Here is a 19,693-nt window from a genome sequence, read left to right as displayed (position 1 = left end):
GCGCCCGCGTCCACCGGCACCGACGTCGTACGGATGCCGCCGCCCGGCCCGCGTCGCCGGGTTGTCCCGGCTTACGAGGTGGTGCAGGCGCTGGGGCAGGAGCTGCCGCAGGTGTCGCCCGTGCTGCACATCAGGACCGTCTCGGTTGCCGGCGTGCCCTCGATGAAGGTGATGTCGAGCCCGAACGGGTCGGCATCGCCCTTCACGCGGTCCTCTTGCGCGGAAGGGGTCGGCCTCTCGGCCTGGATGGCGGTCACACATGCCTCCTAGAAGTGGGTGGTGCGGGATGCCGAGACCCGGTCGGACCTCGGGGTCTGCTACCAGACGTCGACGAGCGGCGAGAGCGCCTGAGCAGTCGTTCGCCTGGGAGTGGGTGTGGTGCCTTCAGGACGTAGCGGCCCGCGCCCGCAGGAGAGTGCTAGCGGCCTCGTCCAGCACTCGGGTGAAGTGCTCGGCCCGCTTATCGCCCTCGGCCTCCTGGGCTCGGAGGCCGCCGAACCGCTTCCAGTAGCGCTGGCAGACCTCGTTGGACATGGCCATCGAAGCGAGGAACGGCAGTTGCCCCTCGTGAACAAGGCCAAGACGGTCACGCAGGCTGAGAGCGCAGATCAGCTGGTTGGCCGCCAGCAGCGACATGTATTCACGGACGCTCATATGAGCCCCTGGCGCAGCACGTACGCCACGGCGTGGGACCGGTTGCGAAGCTGGAGTCGCGTCATCACGCTGTGTAGCGCGTTCTTGATGGTGCGTTCGGAATAGGCCAGCCGGTGCGCGATCTCGGAAGTGTCGTGGCCTTCGGCCACGAGGCGCATCACGTTGACTTCGCGTTCCGAGAGACCTGAGAAGTGCAGGCCCCTAGGGCCGAGTACCTTGCTCTGGAGACGGGCGACCTCTCCCAGAAGAGTGCCTATCAGGTCCGGCGGAAGGTGACCGGCACCCTGCGCCACCGCGCCGATGACATCCACCAGGTGTTCCGGGGTCGCGGCGGAGCGCCTCAGTATCCCGGCGACCCCGCACTCGGCGGCGTTCGCGAGCCGCTGCTCGTCGATCTCCGTTACCACCAGCACGGTCCGGGCTGTGGTGGAACGCTGGATATACCGTAGAAGTCGTAGAACCTCGTCATCGACCGTATCCGCTACCAGCAGCAGGATCTCTGGTGCCTCGTTGGCGCCCTCTGCCCAGTCCTCCAGCGTGACCTCCGGGCGGGCGCGCAGCTGGCTTACGACTCCGGCGCGCGAGATGGGGTCCTGCGCATGCACTGCCACGGATGTTCTTTCCGCCGGGATAGTCACAATATGACCAAATTTCGCATTGGTGTCCGCGCTATGAAGCCTCTGTGATCGATACGACAGACCGGCGCAGGCAGAGGGCTGGTGGGTGGGACGAGGCCAAGGGACTTCAGGCCCTTCTGACGACTTAGGCCGACCTCGATGCCGTCGAGTTGGTTGCGTATGCGCCCGGTCCGACGATCCGCCGACTGGGCTGAGAGCGTGATGAGTTCGCAGTCGAGGTCCGGCTGCTGGGGCTCTACGGGGGTTCATTTGCTGGCCTGCCCGGTTGGGGCCCCGTGCAGCTCGACGCGGCAGCCAATCAGTGCGCTCAACCCGGATCGCTGCTCGGCGCGAAGGTCAAAGCGGGCGGCTCGATCACCATTTCGTCCGGGGCCCGCGCCGCGCAGGTCCCAGCCAAGGTCAATGAGCCGACGCAGCAGGCTGGCAAGGGGCTCGGCCAGGAGGTCACCGCAGGCAAGCATTTCTGTTCGGACGAGCGGCAGGTCGTGCCGGGCTGCGCAGTCGGAGGCCCAGAGGGTGATCAGCCGGGCGAGGTCGTCAGGGTGGTCGGGGAGGGTGTGGATGTGGTCCAGGAAGAGGCACGGCCCGGTGCCCCAGTAGAGGTCGTCCAGGGCATGCGGGATCATGCAGGCCAGCAGTAGCCCGTCCTCGAACAGCCCGATTGCCGGCGTCTGCGGGTCTCGGAACTTCGCCGGGACATCGACAAGGGTGGGCACAACCAGGCCGCGCTGCGTGAGCCCGTGCTGACGGTCCTGGACGAGGGCTGCGGCCTCGGCTCGTTCGGCGCCGGTGCTAAGAAGACGCATCTCGTACACGGGCCGTACCCTGTAAACGTCCCCGGAGCACGACGCCGTAGTGGCGGGCGATGTGGATGCCGTCACTGGTCTGCCTCGCCTTTTACCGTGCCGGGCTCCTGGGCGCCCAGCAGGCCCCAGGAATGCCCGAGGACGACGAGCTCCATGACATGGGCGGCGCCAGTGTCGCGGAGCAGCGCGTCGACCGCGGGCTCGAGGTCCACGGGGGCGATCTTGGCTGCGAGCGCCACTTCATACCGGGTGCTGTGCGTCGCGACCGCGATCAGCAGCAGCTTCTGCTGGGCGTCGAGGTCGGGCACCCGCCGACGTGTCGCGGGCGGAGCGATCTGCCCAGCGGCCAGTGCCATATGCACGATGACGTGCAGCTTGCAGCGAGGCGGGCAGTGGAGGGCCGCACGCACCTCCCGGACGTACCCGCGAACCGTCTCGTACGCCATGGCGCTGGGTGCGGCGATCTCCCGCAGAGTCAGGTTCTCCATGAGGTGCTTGACGACGTTCTTCAGTGCCGGCCTCAGCGGTGTGATCGGCGCGTTGTCCTTCATGGGCAAGGTCACGGATGTCTCTTTCTCGGATGGGTTGGCGAAGTGCCGCGTGCCGCGGTTCACGGGGTGGCCGGGCCTGACGGGGTGGCAAAGCGCTCTGACCACTGCTGCTGGTATTCGCCCCAGGCTTCCTCGGCGAGGCGTATGCGCTGGACCTCGCCGGTTCCGGCAGGCGGGTAGAGGTGCTGGGTATCGCGCCACATGCGCTGCAAGTGGTAGTCCGTGTCCAGGGCGTGGGCACCGTGCAGCTCCATCGCATCCTGAACGGACTGGGCGGCCCACTGGTGGCCGAGTAGCTTGGCAGTGATGAGGTCGGGGTCGCAGGGGAGTCCCTGATCGAGGCAGCACGCGGCCTGGTAGGCCAGCGTCCGAGCCGCGCGCAGGCGCGCTTCCATGCCGCCGATCCGGCCTCGCAGCACGGGGAGGTCAGACAGGGTGCTTCCGTACCGGGGGCGCGCCTTGAGGTACGCGGTCGTGGCCGCCAAGGCGGCCTCATGGAGGCCGAGGCTGAGTGCGGCCAAGTTGAGCCGGCCGTACAGGATGCTGCTGCTCTGCGCCACGTCGAGCCCTTGACCGACGTCGCCCACGCGGTTGTCGTCGCGGACGCGGACGCGGTCGAGGTCCAGGCGGCCGGCGGAGAAGCCGCGCAGGCCCAGTCCGGGGCGATGGGTCGCGACGGACACCCCTGGGCGGCTGGATTCGACCATGAAGGCGGTCAACGCCCTGTCCGCGCGTACCCCTTCGTCGGTCCGTGCGATGACGAGGTGGGTCTTCGCGAGGTGGCTGTTGCCGATGTGCGCTTTGGCGCCCGTGATGACCCAGTCGTTGCCGTCGCGTTCGGCGAAGGTTTCGATGCCGCCGATGTGCCCGCCGGCCGACGGTTCCGTCACGGCGATCGAGAGCAGCCCGGATCCGTCCGCGACCGGTGGCAGCCAGCGCTGCTTCTGCCCGGGGGTGCCGAAGTTCATGATCGCGCCGACGGGGATCAGGGTGGCCTGGAGGATGGCCGCCGCGGCTCCGGAAACCCGGGCGATGCGGTGGATGAGGAGCGTCCTGGCGACGTGGTCGTACCCCATGCCGCCGAAGGCTGATGGGACGGTGACGGCGAACCACCGCCGGGCGGCCATCAGGCCGGTGATCTTGCGCTCCACCCTTCCCGGGGCAGCCTCCATCCGTGCGGTACGAGGTGCGACGTGGTCGGCCGCGAAGGCGTCCGCCTCGATCCACAACTGCTCGTGGCGGTCGCTGAGGAACGGGCGCAACGTCGGCGGAGGTGTGGTGGTCGCGGTCATGGTCCTCTCCAATCCCCGGTGAAGTGGCGGTGCGCCTACGGTCTGTGAATGGTGTGGAAGGGGTCGGCGGGCGGGCGGGTCATGTCCTCCATCACCTGGGCACCGGTGTCGATGACGGCGTCCCTGATCCGCGTCGCGTCGCTCAGGGGCCGCCGTTCGGGGTCGATGACGCAGACGGTGCCGAGCACGACCCCGCTCTCGTGGATGAGCGGTGCTCCGAAGTAGGAGCGGATGCCGACCGCATCGACGACCGCGTTGCCGCTGAAACGGGGGGAGGCGTGCACGTCCGGCAGCGGAAGGGCCTTCTTGCGGTGCATCACCTCGGGACACCAGCCGTGGTCGCGGCTCATGGTGCGGCCGACGATCACGTACCCGCTGCCCGGGTCCGGCTGGTGCAGGCCGATGAACGTCTGTTCGTTCAGGAAGAGGTTGACGAACCCATACGCGAACCCTGTCCGGTGGGCCATGTCGCGGGCGATGGCGTCGTAGTCGTCGCTTCCTGCGAGGGGCACGCCCAGGTTGTCCAACAGTGCGTAGCGTTCGACCAGTTCGGCGTGTGCGGCCTGCGGAGCGGGGGCGCCGGTGGGGGGCGAGGCGAACGGTCCGCGTCCGGCGTCGCCCGTGGCGCGCCGGGGCAGTGAAGGGGGAGTGAGGAGGGGGTCGGTGGGGTGAGGTGACATCAGGCATCCTGCCTCGTGGGTGTGGGCCGCATGGCATGGTCGATGAGGGTCAGCAGGACACCGGCGACGTGCGCGGGGGTGCGGGCATCGCAGGTGACCACGGGTACGCGGGGGGCGAGGCCGAGCGCAGCGCGGACCTGGTCGGGCTGGTAGCGGTGCGCTCCGTCGAATTCGTTGACGGCTACGACGAAAGGCAGGTCGAGGCGCTCGAAGAAGTCGACGGGGGCGAAGCTGGCTTCGAGGCGTCGGGTGTCGACGAGGACGACCGCCCCGACGGCGCCGCGGGAGAGGTCGTGCCACAGGGATCCGAACCGGTCCTGGCCGGGTGTGCCGAACAGGAACAACTCCATGGGCATGGGTGGGTCGGGCAGGGTGAGCCGGCCGAAGTCGAAGGCCACCGTGGTGGTCACCTTCGACTCGACGCCCGCCAGGCTGTCCACGCCCGCGCTCGCCTGTGTCAGGTACTCCTCGGTGCTCAGCGGGGTGATCTCGCTCACCGCGCCCACGGCGGTCGTCTTGCCTGCGCCGAAGCCTCCGGCGATCACGATCTTCACCACCACCGGCTCGCTGGCCCGGCTGGGTAACGTCGTGTGATGCATGGTCGGTTCACCCGGCTCGTCGGTAGGTGTCAGCATCGGGCCACCTGCGTTTCAGGCCGGCGGCGAGGGCCACGAGCAGCTGCGTGGAGGGAGCCTCCGACTCGCTGCCGGCCGCGTCGTACGGCGTGGTGACGGGGAGCGTCAGTGCGTCGCCGTCCAGGAGGTCCGACACGAGGATTCTCACGACCGTGACCGGGCGGGCCAGCACGCCCGCCAGCTCCGCCACCGAGCGTCGGCGCTCCCGGCACAGGGCGAGGATCTCCTCGTACTCGTGGCTGTGCGCGGGCCCGGGGCGGCTCGGCCCCGCGACCACCACGGTCTCCAAAGCGAGGACGTGCCGGGGCAGGGTGCGCCCGCCTGTCAGGGCGTACGCCCGCACGTACTCCTCACGGTCGCCCTCGGTCACTTGACCTCAGCCCCCACGTCGGCGCGGACGGGAATCAGCATGAGCGGGGAGAACTTGGTGATCAGGCGTCCCATGGCGAACCCGACTGCGCCGGGCTCGGCGTCCGTGGTGGCGACGACGGCCAGGACCGTGTCCACGGCGCCGCCGGGCAGGGATTCGAAGAGCGCGCTGCGTCCGGCGCTCTGCACGAAGAGAAGGCAGTCGCCCCGCTCGACGATGATCTGGCCGGCCGGGCTCCTCGTGTTGTTCGGGCCGGGGATGCTCGCCGCCAGGGAGGCGAGGCCGCAGACGGCAGCCGACAGCTGGTCCGCCCAGTCTTTCTCGATGTCGCTGTCCAGCAGCCGAAGTCCATCTCGTGACAGCAAGACGGTGTGCGTGACGCCTGCGGTGTCGGCGACGAACTGTCGCAGCATCCAGGCCATGTTGTCCTGCTGTTCGTAGGCCGCGGCCTTGTGAGGGGAGGGCTCACGACTCACGTCATTCATCTCGGGGCGGGGGTTCATAGGAATCACTCCAGGGGGAAGGGCGGGATGTTGGTGGGGGCGGGGGCGAGGGCGTGCGTTTCAGTGGCCGGTCTGCTGCGTCGACGCGGGAGGGGAGTCGGCATCCGTGCCGGCCTTCAGGCCGGCGCGGAAGGAGCCTGCGATCCCCGGCGTCGGGGGGGACGCCGTGACACGCTCCCGCTCGGGCGGGAGGCCCAACGCCTCGGCCGCACGCTTTCGAGTGGGCAGCGGGGGCGGATCTGCCGCGGGGTCCGTCCCCTGGGATATCCACGCCTGTGCGACGGCGTGCGCGGGAGTGTGCGTTGCCGGAGGCGGGACCACGGAGGGCCGAGCAACGCTCGGTGACGCGCCTGGGTCCTGGACGGAGGGGAGGGCGACCAGGAGTTGGTCCGGTACGACGACCAGCGCGTTCGTGCTGCCCAGGACGTTCTCCTGCAGGCGTACGGTCATGCCGTGCGCCTGGGCGATCTTCGCGGTGACCAGGAGACCGAGCTGTCCGGCCCGGACCTGGTTGCTGACGTCCACCCGGTCCGGTGCTGCGAGCAGGCGGTTCATCTGGTCCCGGACCTGCGGACGTATGGGGACGGCTCGGTCTTCGACCTCGATCGCCAGCCCGGCGGCGACCCGCTGCGCGCGCACCATCACCTTCGTCGCCGGATCGGAGCACTCCAGCGCGTTCTCGATTAGCTCGGCCAGCAGGTGTGTGAGGTCCGGCCCGACGTGGCCGGGCAGGCCGATCTCGGCGCCGGCGGAACCGGCAGCGACGCTCACGCGCGGGTACTGGAGAACCTCGCACACCGCGCCGCGCAGCACGGTGGCGAGCGGCACGGGCCGGCGTGCGCTACGCAGGGACTGTCCGCCCAGCACGGCGGTGCTTTCGACGTGGCGGCGTATCCGCGTCACGAGGTGATCGATCTCGAAGCTCGTGTGCAGCAGTTCCGGGTCGTCGGTCAGCTTCTCCAGCTGTGTCAGCGCCTCAAGAGCCTTGCCGACCAGAGCGTGTTCGCGCTGGGCGAGGCGGCGCAGAACGTCCAGCAAGAGGACGGACTGCGACTCGTCGTGCACACGCATGAGCGAGGTGATCGCCTGTGCCTGCAGCGCGCCCAGAATGTCGAGGACTCCGGCGTTCGGGTCGTCACGGCGAAGGGAGTGAGTCTCCGGGACGGGCGGGCGCCCTCCTCGGCACAGCTCCTCCACCGACCATCGCAGCGACTTCTCCACGGCCGTCGCCGCCGCTTCGATCGCTGCGAGCGTGTCGGTGCGTGCCTCGGTCACCGTGGTGTGCACGGAGGCCGCGACCGTACGGGCCGCGCGGGCGGCCACCAGCGCCACTACGACCAGCCCGGCACCGAGGCCCAGCACGGCCCAGCCCGTTCCCACTACGGAGAACGACCAAGCGGATAGGGCAGCGGTCAGCACGGAGGCCAGGACCACCAGAGGCAGCGCCACTGCTAGCCGGGCACGGCGCAGCACGACCGCGTCGGCACGCGGTGCGCGACCTCTGCGGTGGCCGACGCCCGGCCGTTGCGGGAAGGCGCTGTCAGGCATGGGAGTCCTCGTCAGGGGTCGGGGCGATCAGGCGTGCCGGAGCGTCATGGCCGTGGCGATCCGGCCGGTAGGGCTCGGGACCGGGACCCGGGTCGGGTGAGTGGGGGCCCGAGTTGGGAGGTGCGGGCTCGTACCACCGCGCGTCGATCGCGAGGAGAAGTCGTTCCGCGGTGGCGGGAAGGGTTCCTTGCCGGGCCTTCTTGCGCTGCTGATAAAGCCAGCTGTTCAGCGCACCGGTCGGAAGGTTGAGGTGCCCGTGTGCGGTGTGGAAGCGCTGCAGCTCGTCATAGCGTGCGTCCCAGCGTTCCTGGACCGGATCCCACGGGAAGCGGGCTTGGTTCAGCAGTGCCTCGTGTGCGGCGGGGAGTGTGCCGTTCCTTTTCCTGCTGCGCTGGGCGCGTGTCCAGGAGCGCACGCTTATCCCGTCGGCGGTGACGAGGTCCGCAGGCGCGACCCAGTGTCCGGTCCGGGCGTGGAAGGCGAGCAGGGCCTGGTACGTCGTGCGCCAGGCGGCATCTCGTCGGCTGGTGTTGTTGAATTCGATGCCTACCTCCGCCAGGAGGTCGACCTGCCACGAGGCGAGGCGGCCCTTTCGGTGGGCGGCTCGCTGGCCTTCCAGCCACCTGGCCTCGCGGGTGGCGGCGCCGAGGCGCAGCAGGCTGCCGCGCCGGTCGTAGATCATCTTCAGCTCGCCGTAGCGGCGCATCCAGCGGTCCTGGGCGCCGTCCCAGGGGAAGCCGATCGCGGTGAGCGCTTCGACGCGTTCAGCCGACAGCTTGTCCGCGCGGCGTCGAGTGCGCTGCAGGGTGCACCAGTTGAGGACGACCGTGCCGTGGGACGTCAGGAGGTTCTCGTTGAACGCGAAGTGGCCCTGCTTCAGGGCGAGGCGCTTCACCTCTTGAAAAGTGACCGCCCACGACGCGTGCGCCGGCTCCCAGACCATGCCGAGCTTCTCCAGCAGCCTGCGCCGGTTCGAATCCAGGCGACCCGCGTTGAAGGCGACGCGCTGCCGATGCCACCAGTTCCCCAGCCGGATCCCGTCGGAGGTGACCCAGTCCTGGGAGATGTCCACGGTGCCGTGGACCTGTTGGTGGGAGCGGGCGGCGCCGTAGTACTCCTCCCACGAGCTCGTTGTGGCACGAACGGTCTGTACCGTGATCGCCCTGGCGAATCCAGTTGGGACGGGGACGCCGTCGATCCGGAGCCAGTCCGGAACTGCCAGAGCGTCCGGGGCATCGTCGGGTTCGTGCGCGTGCTCGGAACTGTCTTTGTGGCGGGCGCCGAGTGTTCTGCGCGTCTCGACGAGGCGCTGGGCAAGGCCCTCGTCGTGTGCGGACAGTGCCCGTACAACCTGCCACACCGCGGCGAAGGTGGACGTGCCCAGTGCGGCCTCCGGATCCTCACCGGGCTTGAGCCGGACGGGCACGATGACGGTGGCGGTCTTCGGCCCGGGGCGTGTCCCGCGCCGCAGGGCGCGACCGACCGCCTGAATGCAGTCGACGGCCGACCCCCGGTTGTCTACGAAGCAAACGGAGTCCACGGCCGGTACGTCGATCCCTTCACCGAGGACACGAGCGTTCGTGATCACGACGAGAGAGCTGTCCTCGGCCCGCAGACGCGAGAGGGCTTCCTGGCGGGCCGTCAGCGATTGGCCCCCGTGAACGTGGTCGACCGAGAGCTGCGGGCGGACCGAGGGCTCCAGATGCTCGACCGCGTACGGGAGCGTGCTCGCGAACCATCGCGCTGAGGTAACCCGGTTGTGGAAGGTGAGCAGTCTGCGCAGCCCGTATTCGTGCGCGGCGCGCAGGATGGCGATCTGAGTGGTGAGCACGGCGGGCGATACCGCTGAACCGCCGCTCTGGTAGTAGTCCCCCTCCATGCTGTCGGCCGCAGCGCGCACCTGCTCGTCGGTCACGACAGGCACGACGATGCGGTAGCCGGCCAGCAGGCCCAGGGACATCGCCCGTGAGAATCCCAGGCGGTACGCCACCTCGCCGTAGACCTTCTCGTCATCCATGCTGAGGGTGTCGTCACCCGCCCCGGTGAGGATCTTCGGTGTGGCGGTCATGTACAGGCGGCGCGCTGCTGGGATGAAGGCGTTGCTGTGGATCATGGCGGATGCCTTGTGCGCCGGGCCGGCGGTCCGGTGCGCCTCGTCCGGAATGATCAGGTCCCACATCGGCAGGCCGAATTCGTCGTGAGCCGCCGCGATGACAGGCAGGCTCGCGTAGGTGGCCGCGACGGTGATCTGCCCAGGGTGTCTGGTCAACCGGGCAAGGTCGGCGGCGCTGGTGGTCACCGTGGCACGCTGCGTCTCAAGGTGTAACCGGTGGTCCAGCACGTCCTTGTCCGAGCACACGGCCACGATGCGACCCATGCCCGCATCGCCGAGGACCTCCCGCCAGTCTCTGAGCGTCTGGGTGATCAGCTCCAGGAACGGCACGACGATCAGGACCCGGCCGACCTTCTGCCGTTCTCCCAGAGCGCGGACACATGCAGCAGCAGTCCGGGTCTTCCCGGTGCCGCACGCCATCACCGCCGTGGCGCGCTCCGCCTTTTCGAACGCCGTCATCAGGGCGTCGACCGCTTCACGCTGGTGAGGCCACAGCGCAGGCCGTGTGGTCGTCGACATCATTCCTCCAACGCCAGGAGACGGAATCCCATCTAGATGCCGCACCCGACTCGGCTACGAGATGTCCGTTCCGCCCCCGACGCGGGATTCGGGATACTGATGCCGGACCCGGAGTGAGCGGCGAGGCGGGCGAGGAGCCTGGCGCTGTTGACCACACCGGCATGGCTGAAAGCTTGCGGATAGTTGCCGAGTTGGCGTTTCGCAGCCGGGTCGTACTCCTCAGCGAGAAGCCCGAGATCACTGGCCAGGGTGAGCAGATACTCGAACAGGGAGGTCGCTTCGTCGATGCGGCCCGTCAGCGCCAGAGCATCGACCAGCCAGAAGGAACACAGAACGAACGCGCCCTCGTCACCGACCAGGCCGTCCACCCCCGTGGTGTCACCCGAGGTCGGGTACCGGCACACGAGCCCGTCGGCGGTGCCCAGCTCTCGCCGGACCGCGTCCACGGTGCCGATAACGCGAGGATCATCGCCAGGCAGAAAGCCCACGGCGGGAATCAACAGGGTCGCCGCGTCCAGCTCCTTCGAGCCGTAGGACTGGGTGAACGTGTTGCGCTCCGAGTCGAAGCCCTTCTCGCACACTTCCTGGTGGATCGCGGCCCGCAACTCGAACAAGGCGACCAGGTCCATGTCGAGGGCGCCGGCCGCCACCAGGCGGATCGTGCGGTCCACCGCCACCCAGGCCATCACCTTCGAGTGCACGAAGTGCCGCCGCCGACCGCGGATCTCCCAGATCCCCTCGTCGGGCTCCCGCCAACGCCGCGCCAGCGTTTCGATCAGACGCCGGTGCAGCACCGCGGTGTCGGCGCAGTGGGCGACCCCGCTCTGATGCGCGAGGTGCAGCGTCTCGATCGCTTCGCCGTACACGTCGAGCTGGAGCTGACCCGCCGCCCCGTTGCCGACCCGTACGGGGGCGGAGCCCTCGTACCCGGGCAGCCACGGCAGCTCAAGCTCCGGGAGATCACGCTCAGCGGTGATCCCATACATGATCTGCAGATTCTCCGGGTCACCGGCCACGGCACGCAGCAGCCACCGCCGCCACGCCTGCGCCTCCTCCACGTATCCGGTCCCCAGCAGCACGCCCAGGGTGGTTGCGGCGTCTCGCAGCCAGGTGTAGCGGTAGTCCCAGTTCCGGCCGCCGCCGATCTCCTCGGGCAGCGAAGTGGTCGGCGCCGCGACGATCCCGCCGCTGGGCGCGTACGTCATCGCCTTCAACGTGATCAGCGACCGGACCACGGCCTCCCGGTACGGCCCGTTGTACGTGCACTGCCGCGTCCAGCCCGACCAGTACGCGAGCGTCTGCGCGAGAGCGGCCTCCGCATCGGGGAGGTCCGGGGCGGGCGCGTGAGACCGGCACCAGCTCAGCACGAATGCCTGGACCTCCCCTGCGGTGGCTGTGAAGGCGCTGACCACGGTGCCGTCCTTCTCCGCCTGCTCAACACCGGCGTCCAGCCACAGTGCGTCCGCGCCGGCCTCGGCGACCATGCGTCCGCCGACCTCGTGGATCCACGGATGGATACGGCCGTAACCGAAGCGCGGACGCATGGCCGACACCATCTCCACCTCACCGGTCAGGCCCTCGATGATCCGGATCACCTGCGGCTCGCCATCACGCGGCGGCATGAAGTCCGTGACCCGAACCACGCCCGTCGACGTACGCCAGACCGACTCCAGGACGAGGGAGTCCCCGACGTAGCGACGCTCGGCGGCAACCTCGCAGCCGGGGTCGTCGGCCGACGCCGCCGGCGCGATCCGCCAACTGCCGTGCTCTCCCTCGCCGACCAGCCGGGCGAAAACGGCCGACGAGTCGAAGCGGGGCAGACACAGCCAGTCCACCGACCCGTCGTCGCAGACATGCGCACTGGTCTGCAGGTCGCCGATCAGGCCGTACCGCTCGATACGTGGATGACGCGTCATCGTAGAAATCTCCGTAAGCCCCGCAAAGGGCATCGCTTCTGGGAGTGGTTGCTGCAGGCGCGGCCATCGCGGACGATCAGCCAGGCCGTCGGGCCGAGAATCAGCACAATCAGGGCGGCCCCGGTACCGGTCACCTTCGTGGCACCGAGGCGGCAAGCACCAAAGCGGCGAACGCAAGAGTGAAGACGGAACCCCGCCATACGTTCAGCGGCGGCGCCCAGCGTCGTCGTCCGGGCGACTTCACAGCGACAGTGCTGTCGTTCCTCGCAACGGCGAGCAACCCCTCGGTAGCCGTTGCGAGTTTGACGAGATGGACCCGGCCGGGAAGGTAGCCGTCCGGCAGGCGTTCGGAACAGAGGTTCTGTGCCCGCCGCAGGGCCGGCTCGGACGGCGACGCGAGGGGGCCGAGGTGCTGGACGTGGCCCCGCAGCCGCAGGACAAGGTCCTCCACATCGGCGGCGCTCTCGGGCACGGGCGAGTCCTCGCCCAGCACGAGCAGAACCGTCTCGGCAGCAGCCGCCCTCTGGTCCCGCCTCAGTTCCGCTTCGTTGAAGGGGTGTCTTCCCCGCGCGCGGTAGATGGCACTTGAGGAAGCCTGCCGCGAGGCCAGTAAGGAACGCATGACCCAACCCCTGTTCAAATCCAGCCAACTTGCACCGACGGTGGTACGTACGACGGCCGGTCCCAGAGCATCGCGAGTGATACAGCCGCTACGTTGAGCGAACCGCGAAACCCCGACGAGGGGTATGTCTGCGCGGCGGTCGAGGCCGTCAAAGGCGTCAAAGATCATTTCGGAACCGGGGGGCAGCCCATGGCCCGTGAGCGAAACGAAGCTCTGGCCGGACTCCTGCGCGAAGCGGGCTGGTCCCAGCCTCAAACCGCTGCTGGAGTCGCTCGCGTAGCCGCAGAGGTCGGCGCACGCGAACTGGAGGCCGTCTCCCGCTCTCACATCGCGATGTGGGTCCAGGGCACGAAACCGTCCGGGCGAGCGCCTCATATCCTGGCCGAGACGCTGTCCCGCAGGCTCGGCCGCCGCCTCACCCTCGCCGACCTCGGACTGGAAGACGGGCCAACCGGCGCGGCTGACAACGGTTACGACTGGAGCGTCGACTCTCTGACCGTGCTGGCCGAGCTGGGAAGCGACGACCTGGACATGCACCGACGCAAGCTGCTGGCGACCACCGCCTACTCGGCCGCCGGCCTCGCACTGCCCTCCGCCGCGTGGTGGGCAGCTGCCCCTGCCGAAGCCTCCTCCCGCCCAGCGACCTCGTCGCGGCGCGTCACACAAGGTGACATCGACGACGTACGCGGGCTGACCGCGTTTTACTCCGCCCGGGACCAGCAACGCGGCGGAGCCTCGGGCCGTACGGCCCTGGCAGGTCATCTCCGCGACGAAGCCGTCCCCCTGCTGGGCAGCACCTTCCGAACCGAACAGCACCGCCGGGACACGTACTCGGCCGTGGCGGAGATGACGTACCTCGCCGGGTGGATGGCGTTCGACGCCTCCGAACACCGCACCGCCCAGCGCTACCTCACCCTCGCCGCACGCCTCGCGGCCGAAGCCGCAGACGGCCCACTCGGCGGCCACATCCTGCGCGCACTCGCCCACCAGGCCGTCGACCTCGGTCACCCCCGACGCGCCCTCGACTTGGCCGAAGCCTCGATGTCCCACACGCACTACGCCCAGGCCAGCTCCCGCGAGAAGGCGCTCCTCGCCATCGTGCATGCCCGCGCACTGGCCGCCGACGGCGACCGGCGCGGCACCCTCGCCGCCATCAGCCGCGCCGAGAGCGACCTCGCACGCGCCGATACCGAGACCGCCCCCGACCGCGTCGGCTTCTTCCAGGAAGCCTCGCTCGCCCACGAAACCGCTTGTGCCCTGCGCGATCTGGGCGACTCCAAGGACGCCGAGACCCACTTCAAGCACAGCGTCGCCACACGCCGAAGGCAGCAATACGCCCGCACCCACAGCGTGACCCTCGGATATCTCGGAGCCGTCCAGGTCCGCCAGGGACACCTTGACGAAGCATGCGCCACCTGGGAGCAAGCCCTCACCGCCATGGCCGGCATCCAGTCCGGCCGCGCCCGCGACGTCATCGTCCGCATGCAAAGCGACCTTTCCCCCGTTCGACAACGCGGAGGCCGCCGCGTCGCCGAACTCGACCGCCGTGCCACGGAGATGCTGCGCGCCATAGGGTGACCGCAAGACGGGGCAGCAGGCACAACCCGCCGCCGCGGCACACACCACTCCGGAGATGAGGGAAGAGCGTCGATGGACACGTACGAGGTCGAACCGGTCGCCACAGTCGTCGGGGGCCACACCCGCGTCCAGGACGACTACCAGGGCGGGGTCCAAGCCATCATCCGGATCACCGACGCATACCCTCTCGAAACCCTGCAGGGCATCGAAGAGTTCTCCCATCTGACGGTGACCTGGACCTTTCACCTGGCCCGGCCGGACGACATCCAGCTCCATGCGCGGAGCCCACGGGGCAATGTCCAGTGGCCGGCCACCGGCACCTTCGTCCACCGGAACCACCGCAGGCCCAACCAACTTGCCATCAGCTACCCGAGACTGCTCGGCGTGCAAGGCCGCGACCTCTTGGTGACGGACCTCGACGCCGTCGAAGGAACGCCGGTCTTGGACCTGGCCCCGTACTTCCAGGAAATGGGGCCTCGCGGCCCCGTACGCCAGCCAGCGTGGCCAGGGGAGATGCTCTCCGAATACTGGCGCAACGCCTCGGAGCGCCCCGGGCGTTGAACGCAGTCCCAAGAACGTGCTGTCGAATCCCCTGGGGGCGGCCCTCGTGGTCATGTGGCGCCTTCCCCGGTGGATACAGGGGCGAGGGTTTGGCCGCGTGTGGCCGCCAAGCTATCGGCGGTCAGGTGGGCATCGCGTCCCTCGGCCAGCAGCTTCAGACTCTTGCTCGAATTGCGCTCTGCGTACTGCTCCACGTGTCGACGGAGCGCCCGTGCCAGATGCCGCATCCGTGTCCAGGAAGCGAACGCGAAGTCGGTCTCCCCGGGCACGCTGTCAATCAGTGACTGGACCTGCCGGCTCTGCTCGTCAGCCTCTTCTTCGTCCTCGGGAAGGCCGGCACCTACGAACCTCCGGAGCTGGACCTCTAGGGCGGCGGACTCGACCTCCATCTCCGAGAGCGTCGTGGTGCCGAGTTGCCGCGAGAGGGCCCGATTGGCGATTACGGTCGCGGTGACCGGGTCAAGAAGCACGGTGGTCTGGTTGCTCGGGGGATGCGTCATAGCGTCTCCTGCGCCTGTTTTGCGCGAAAGGTGTATGTCAGAGTGCCGACATACCCGGAGTCGGCGATTGCGCATGGGGTAGACGGCGTCCCGGGGTCGCGCCGCCTCCGGACCGCAGGACTGCTAGTTGGCGGTTCGCCGACTGCACGGTTGTCCTCGGGCCGGGTGCGTCCACAAGGGAACCTTTCCCGTGCTCCGTTATGAAGGGGGCATAGAGGATGTCTCTGTCCACGCGGGTCAGCATGGTTGGTGAAGGGTTGTACGGATGGCGAGCGCAAAGCGCGAGTACGGTAGCCGAGCAGCGACGGGGCGATTCCGAGGGCGGCGGATCGTGGTGACGGGCGGTTCCAGAGGTCTGGGTGAGTGCGTCGTGCGCCTGCTGCTTTCGGAGGGAGCGCATGTGGCGGTGTGCGCCCGTAAGCCTGAGGCGCTGGAGGCGCTTCGCAGCTCCCTCGGTTCACCGAACGAACTGTTTACCCGGTCTCTGGACGTCACCGAAGCGGAGCTGCTGGAGCGGTTCGTGGACGAGGCGGCATCAGCACTGGGCGGCCTGGACGGTGCCGTCGCCTGCGCCGGCGGCGCACGCGGTCGAGGTATCGCCGAGGCGACGCCTCAGGACTGGTCGGCTACATGGGAGATGAACGTCGGCCACGTGGCGCGGCTGGTGGCTGCAGGTTCCCCGCACTTGAGGAGTGCCGGTGGCGGCTCGATCGTCGTGGTGGCTTCGGTCTCCGGCTGGAAGCCGGGTCCGCAGGCTCAGTACGGGGCGGCGAAGGCGGCCCAGATCCACATGGTGTCGTCGTTGGCGAGGGAGCTGGGGTCGGACGGCATCCGGGTGAACGCGGTCTCGCCCGGTTCGATGCTCATCCCGGGCAAGCGCTGGGATCGGATGCGGCGAGAGGATCCCGCGGCCTTCGACCGCTTCCGCGCCGAGTTCCCCGGGGGCGACCTGGTGCATCCGGAGGAAGTGGCGGACGTGATCGCGTTCCTGCTGTCGGAAGAATCCCGGGGTGTGACAGGGGTCAATCTTCCTGTCGATAAAGGGCAGAACGCGCCAACTCCCGAGGGGTACTGACGGGGCTGGTCAAGCAGCGGTGCCAAGTACGGGCCTGGCCCGGAGTTCGAATGTGCGCACGATGGGCTCGCCACGGCGAGGAGCCAGTCGCGCGCGGAAGTCACGCAGGGCTTGGACGGACCGCTCGCTGTGAATGCCGCTCAGCAGATCCAGGGCGCTGCTGGCAGTATCGACGGCCTCGTCCAGTCTGTCCTGCTGGAGGAACGCCGTGGCGAGTACAGAGCGGCTGATCGCTTGGCGTCGTCGCCTATCGCTGTTTGCCGCCACTGACGCCTCGGCGAGACGCTCTGCTTCAGCGGCCTCGCCGAGGTCCCGGTGGACCAGAGCGGCCTCGGCTTCGAGATAGTGGTGGTCCAGGAAGCGAACCCACGGCGATTCCTCGGCCGCCCCTCGGCTGATCCCTAGTCCCCGACCAGCCGCGTGGAGGGAAACTGTTGCCTGTCGGGAGTCGCCGAGAGCGGCGTAGCCGCGGGCGGCCATAGCGTGCAACCGCATGAGTCCCAGCGGGCTGCCCGCCGACTTGGCGGTCGCGATCCCCGCTCGGGCGAGCGCGACACCTTCGGTGGGGTTACCGAGGCTCGTAGCGAGGTGGGACATGCCTGCAAGGATCTGCCCGCCGAGGACCCGGTCGCCGCCTTCGGCGCACAGCCTGAGTGCCTGGATCATGTAACGCTCGGCGAGCCCGTAGTCGGCGGTGTCGTACGAGCACCATCCTGCAGTCGCCGCCATCTTCGCAGCCGAGGTGTACAGGAGCCGTCGCTGGTGGCCGGGCAGATTGCGCTGTTGCAGCATGGGCGCGAGCTGGGTGCTGAGGTAGTGCACGATGCTTGCCCGGACTCCGCCACCACCGAAGCGGTTATCCATTTCGTCGAACATGTCGATCATCGACTGGACCTGCTCGACGGGGCCCCCGTTTTCCACAGCGGCGAGGCGTGGCGCCTGGTCGTCCTCAAGGAGCCAGAGGAGCCACTGCCGTTGGGGGTCCAAAAGGGCCGTCGCAACGAACGGCACGGCCCCGAGCAGGCTGCGGCGCGAGATGTCAGTGGAGCCCAGCTCCGCGAGCGTGTGCAGTGTTTCACTCACGTCTTCACGGTACGTTAACGCCCGTGCCACGACCGGGCGCTGGCTCTGCTCTGGGAATCCGAGGTCGACGGGCGCAACGGGACGTCCTAAGAAGTCGGCCAAGGCAGCGGCGATGAACTCCGGGGCGCGATCACGAGGCGTCATGCCTTGCAGCCATCGGGTCACGGACGCCTTGTCGTATCGGGTGATTACGCCCTGCAGCCCAGGCAGTTCGTTGACCTTGCGGGCAAGGGCGGCATGCGATCGGCCAGCCTCCGAGATCGCTGCCGCGAGCGCGGCGTTGGTGTCGCCGGCCCTCCTCGCACTTCCCATACGCAGATGATGCCTTGCCGATCACGCTCTGTCTCAGCCTTTCGACACAGGGGCGTGAAAGAACAACCTGCGTACAACCGAACAACCCCCCTGCCCTCTCCTCGCGAACGGGTGGCGGCGCTGAGACTGGGAGGGCTGCGGGCCGACCGCCCCTCCCAGCGAGGATGCTGCTGGAACGTCGCCGATGCCCTCAGCACCGGAGGGAGAACACCACATGCAGCCAGTAGTCGTCTTGGACTGCTTCACTGTCGAGCCGAGCGGCCTCGGCGTGCCGCCGTATTTGTCGACGTACGTTCGGAATGCCTGGTCGACACTGTGTCGGGCAAGGCCGGACGCGGACGTCCGGTACGTGACGATCGACGACGTCCGCTGGTGTCTCGCCGGTGGCAGGCCCACCGTCGAGCCGCCGCAGAGCGATCCGTTCACGTACTCGACGACCGTCAATCGCGACTCCGCCATTCAGCTTCTGCGCGATGCCGAGGTTGTGGTGGTCATTGCCGGGGATGCCGTTCCGTCCGTCCATCTGCACGCTGTGAACGGGTCATTGGAGGAGATCGCTCGCGCACTAGCCAGTGCACGAGGGCGCCGTTACCTACTCGGCCCGTTGTCCACCTACGCCCTGGCCGCTCCGGCGGAGTACGCGGGACTGTTCGATGCTGTCCACACCCACACGGTGACGTCCGGCGACCTCCTGCTCGGTAGCCGCCGGCCTGCCGATTACGGGCAGATGCAGCGCGAGCGTGAATCGTTCACCGGCCTCGTCGAGCAGATGCCCTGGCGGCCGATCGCCGAGTTGGAGCTGTACCGCGGCTGTACCCGGCGCAAGTTCTGCGACTTCTGCAACGAGCCCGCGAAGTCCCCTCTCGTCGCCTTCCGCGAGGTCGACGACGTCGTCGCCGAGGCCGCGCAGCTCTACGACGCCGGCGTCCGGAACTTCCGGTTGGGACAGCAGACCTGCTTCTTCTCGTACCGCAACCGAGATGAAGACGCGATCCGCGCCCTGCTCGGCGGCATTCGTGAGCGCTGCCCTGACCTGGAAGTGCTCCACATCGACAACGCGGACCCCCTCGCGGTGGCCGCACCGGTCGGCCTGCGCATTGCCAAGCTGGTGGCGGACTACTGCACCGAGGGCAACTGCGCGCCGATGGGCATCGAGAGCTTCGACCCGGCCGTCATCGCACGGAACACCCTCACCTGCACCCCCGAGATCCTGGTGCGGGCCGTCGAGCACGTGAACCAGGCTGGTGCCGCTCGTGGTCCCGGCGGCCTGCCGATGCTGCTTCCGGGGCTCAACCTGATCTACGGTCTCCCCGGCGAGACACACGGCACCCACGTGGCGAATCTCTGGGGCCTGGCGAGGCTTCTTGATGCTGGCCTGCTGTGCCATCGGACGAACGTTCGCCAGGCACGAGCCTTCCCCGGTACGCCGCTGGCCGCGCTCGGCGAGATGGAACATCTGCCGTCGGCGGAGCACTTCTCCTCTTGGAAGGCGGACATCGACTTTACCTGGGACCAGCCGATGAAGGAGCGGGTTTACCCGACCGGTCTGCGCGTGCCCGGACTCCACTCCTACTTCATCGGTGAGGAGGGTACGTGGTGGCGACGGTTGGGCTCGTACTCGATCCAGATCGTCGAGCGCGACGTGGCGGTTCCGCGCGATTCCACCGCTGACCTGGTGGTGACCGGCCATGCGCCTCGCATGATCTACGGAGAACGTGTTGCATCCTCTTCGTGACG

The 19,693-nt window shown here is 68.6% G+C and carries 20 protein-coding genes; 4 read left to right on the top strand and 16 right to left on the bottom strand.

Translation table 11 applies throughout. The annotated features are described in order from the left end of the window. Window positions 1–71: 71 nt before the first annotated feature. The 14 genes from ACN6LM_RS18140 to ACN6LM_RS18075 all read right to left on the bottom strand — a co-directional run bounded on the left by ACN6LM_RS18140 (window position 72) and on the right by ACN6LM_RS18075 (window position 12,847). Window positions 72–257, bottom strand: a complete 186-nt coding sequence (locus tag ACN6LM_RS18140) for an FxLD family lanthipeptide (protein WP_393767893.1) — start codon at window positions 255–257, stop codon at window positions 72–74. Between the two features lie 127 nt (window positions 258–384). Beyond that, window positions 385–654, bottom strand: coding sequence for a DUF6082 family protein (locus ACN6LM_RS18135; protein ID WP_445066396.1), 270 nt, complete (start codon window positions 652–654; stop codon window positions 385–387). Continuing rightward, complete coding sequence (locus ACN6LM_RS18130; protein ID WP_445066395.1) at window positions 651–1,265, bottom strand: LuxR C-terminal-related transcriptional regulator; 615 nt, start codon at window positions 1,263–1,265, stop codon at window positions 651–653. The genes ACN6LM_RS18135 and ACN6LM_RS18130 overlap by 4 nt, the downstream gene beginning before the upstream one ends. Window positions 1,266–1,537: 272 nt before the next feature. Continuing rightward, entirely contained in the window at window positions 1,538–2,107 is a 570-nt protein-coding gene (locus tag ACN6LM_RS18125; RefSeq protein WP_445066394.1) for a hypothetical protein, read from the bottom strand. Window positions 2,108–2,169: 62 nt separating this feature from the next. Beyond that, complete coding sequence (locus ACN6LM_RS18120; RefSeq protein ID WP_445066393.1) at window positions 2,170–2,661, bottom strand: DNA-binding protein; 492 nt, start codon at window positions 2,659–2,661, stop codon at window positions 2,170–2,172. A 47-nt stretch (window positions 2,662–2,708) separates the two neighbouring features. Beyond that, window positions 2,709–3,941, bottom strand: a complete 1,233-nt coding sequence (locus ACN6LM_RS18115; RefSeq protein ID WP_445066392.1) for an acyl-CoA dehydrogenase family protein — start codon at window positions 3,939–3,941, stop codon at window positions 2,709–2,711. Window positions 3,942–3,976: 35 nt separating this feature from the next. Further along, complete coding sequence (locus tag ACN6LM_RS18110; protein ID WP_445066391.1) at window positions 3,977–4,621, bottom strand: GAF domain-containing protein; 645 nt, start codon at window positions 4,619–4,621, stop codon at window positions 3,977–3,979. Continuing rightward, on the bottom strand, window positions 4,621–5,220 hold the full coding sequence (locus tag ACN6LM_RS18105; protein ID WP_445066390.1) for a GTP-binding protein: 600 nt from the start codon (window positions 5,218–5,220) through the stop codon (window positions 4,621–4,623). Before ACN6LM_RS18105 ends, ACN6LM_RS18110 begins: the two co-directional genes overlap by 1 nt. Window positions 5,221–5,227: 7 nt before the next feature. After that, window positions 5,228–5,626, bottom strand: coding sequence for a DUF742 domain-containing protein (locus ACN6LM_RS18100; protein ID WP_445066389.1), 399 nt, complete (start codon window positions 5,624–5,626; stop codon window positions 5,228–5,230). Then, the gene (locus ACN6LM_RS18095; protein ID WP_445066388.1) at window positions 5,623–6,129 is read right to left on the bottom strand and encodes a roadblock/LC7 domain-containing protein; all 507 of its coding nucleotides are present in this window, start codon (window positions 6,127–6,129) and stop codon (window positions 5,623–5,625) included. Before ACN6LM_RS18095 ends, ACN6LM_RS18100 begins: the two co-directional genes overlap by 4 nt. 60 nt (window positions 6,130–6,189) lie before the next feature. After that, window positions 6,190–7,677, bottom strand: a complete 1,488-nt coding sequence (locus ACN6LM_RS18090; RefSeq protein WP_445066387.1) for an ATP-binding protein — start codon at window positions 7,675–7,677, stop codon at window positions 6,190–6,192. Continuing rightward, complete coding sequence (locus ACN6LM_RS18085) at window positions 7,670–10,309, bottom strand: Helicase associated domain protein (RefSeq protein WP_445066386.1); 2,640 nt, start codon at window positions 10,307–10,309, stop codon at window positions 7,670–7,672. Before ACN6LM_RS18085 ends, ACN6LM_RS18090 begins: the two co-directional genes overlap by 8 nt. A gap of 32 nt (window positions 10,310–10,341) precedes the next feature. Then, entirely contained in the window at window positions 10,342–12,225 is a 1,884-nt protein-coding gene (locus ACN6LM_RS18080) for a glycoside hydrolase family 15 protein (RefSeq protein WP_445066385.1), read from the bottom strand. Window positions 12,226–12,355: 130 nt separating this feature from the next. Then, on the bottom strand, window positions 12,356–12,847 hold the full coding sequence (locus ACN6LM_RS18075) for a DUF6415 family natural product biosynthesis protein (RefSeq protein ID WP_445066384.1): 492 nt from the start codon (window positions 12,845–12,847) through the stop codon (window positions 12,356–12,358). Between the two features lie 189 nt (window positions 12,848–13,036). Between ACN6LM_RS18075 and ACN6LM_RS18070 the strand changes: the two genes are divergently transcribed. After that, window positions 13,037–14,425 carry a Tat pathway signal protein gene (locus ACN6LM_RS18070; RefSeq protein WP_445066383.1) on the top strand — a complete coding sequence of 463 codons (1,389 nt, stop codon included), beginning with the start codon at window positions 13,037–13,039 and terminating at the stop codon, window positions 14,423–14,425. A gap of 72 nt (window positions 14,426–14,497) precedes the next feature. Further along, on the top strand, window positions 14,498–14,986 hold the full coding sequence (locus ACN6LM_RS18065) for an SAM-dependent methyltransferase (RefSeq protein ID WP_445066382.1): 489 nt from the start codon (window positions 14,498–14,500) through the stop codon (window positions 14,984–14,986). A 50-nt stretch (window positions 14,987–15,036) separates the two neighbouring features. Here the strand turns inward: ACN6LM_RS18065 and ACN6LM_RS18060 are convergent, their stop codons facing one another. After that, window positions 15,037–15,486: a hypothetical protein gene (locus tag ACN6LM_RS18060; RefSeq protein WP_445066381.1), complete on the bottom strand. Its 450-nt coding sequence runs from the start codon at window positions 15,484–15,486 to the stop codon at window positions 15,037–15,039. A 265-nt stretch (window positions 15,487–15,751) separates the two neighbouring features. On the opposite strand from ACN6LM_RS18060, the gene ACN6LM_RS18055 reads away from it, so the two are divergent. Next, entirely contained in the window at window positions 15,752–16,561 is an 810-nt protein-coding gene (locus ACN6LM_RS18055; protein WP_445066380.1) for an SDR family NAD(P)-dependent oxidoreductase, read from the top strand. Between the two features lie 9 nt (window positions 16,562–16,570). Here ACN6LM_RS18055 and ACN6LM_RS18050 read toward each other — a convergent pair whose 3' ends face one another. Continuing rightward, on the bottom strand, window positions 16,571–17,956 hold the full coding sequence (locus tag ACN6LM_RS18050; protein WP_445066379.1) for a hypothetical protein: 1,386 nt from the start codon (window positions 17,954–17,956) through the stop codon (window positions 16,571–16,573). A gap of 349 nt (window positions 17,957–18,305) precedes the next feature. Here ACN6LM_RS18050 and ACN6LM_RS18045 point away from each other — a divergent pair, with 349 nt between their 5' ends. Next, entirely contained in the window at window positions 18,306–19,691 is a 1,386-nt protein-coding gene (locus ACN6LM_RS18045; protein ID WP_445066378.1) for a radical SAM protein, read from the top strand. The last annotated feature ends 2 nt before the right edge of the window (window positions 19,692–19,693 follow it).

This window comes from Streptomyces sp. SAS_281 (genome assembly GCF_052542855.1).
Note: the sequence above shows the minus strand (reverse complement) of the source record. Positions and strands in the feature narration are given on the sequence as shown.

Bases quoted from the DNA above. Each gene is read 5' to 3' on its own strand.
- ACN6LM_RS18065 (WP_445066382.1), top strand. From the start codon at position 14,498: ATGGACACGTACGAGGTCGAACCGGTCGCCACAGTCGTCGGGGGCCAC.
- ACN6LM_RS18095 (WP_445066388.1), bottom strand. From the start codon at position 6,129: ATGAACCCCCGCCCCGAGATGAATGACGTGAGTCGTGAGCCCTCCCCT.
- ACN6LM_RS18105 (WP_445066390.1), bottom strand. From the start codon at position 5,220: ATGCATCACACGACGTTACCCAGCCGGGCCAGCGAGCCGGTGGTGGTG.
- ACN6LM_RS18090 (WP_445066387.1), bottom strand. From the start codon at position 7,677: ATGCCTGACAGCGCCTTCCCGCAACGGCCGGGCGTCGGCCACCGCAGA.
- ACN6LM_RS18050 (WP_445066379.1), bottom strand. From the start codon at position 17,956: ATGGGAAGTGCGAGGAGGGCCGGCGACACCAACGCCGCGCTCGCGGCA.
- ACN6LM_RS18070 (WP_445066383.1), top strand. From the start codon at position 13,037: ATGGCCCGTGAGCGAAACGAAGCTCTGGCCGGACTCCTGCGCGAAGCG.
- ACN6LM_RS18080 (WP_445066385.1), bottom strand. From the start codon at position 12,225: ATGACGCGTCATCCACGTATCGAGCGGTACGGCCTGATCGGCGACCTG.
- ACN6LM_RS18060 (WP_445066381.1), bottom strand. From the start codon at position 15,486: ATGACGCATCCCCCGAGCAACCAGACCACCGTGCTTCTTGACCCGGTC.
- ACN6LM_RS18135 (WP_445066396.1), bottom strand. From the start codon at position 654: ATGAGCGTCCGTGAATACATGTCGCTGCTGGCGGCCAACCAGCTGATC.
- ACN6LM_RS18055 (WP_445066380.1), top strand. From the start codon at position 15,752: ATGGCGAGCGCAAAGCGCGAGTACGGTAGCCGAGCAGCGACGGGGCGA.
- ACN6LM_RS18115 (WP_445066392.1), bottom strand. From the start codon at position 3,941: ATGACCGCGACCACCACACCTCCGCCGACGTTGCGCCCGTTCCTCAGC.
- ACN6LM_RS18085 (WP_445066386.1), bottom strand. From the start codon at position 10,309: ATGTCGACGACCACACGGCCTGCGCTGTGGCCTCACCAGCGTGAAGCG.
- ACN6LM_RS18110 (WP_445066391.1), bottom strand. From the start codon at position 4,621: ATGTCACCTCACCCCACCGACCCCCTCCTCACTCCCCCTTCACTGCCC.
- ACN6LM_RS18075 (WP_445066384.1), bottom strand. From the start codon at position 12,847: ATGCGTTCCTTACTGGCCTCGCGGCAGGCTTCCTCAAGTGCCATCTAC.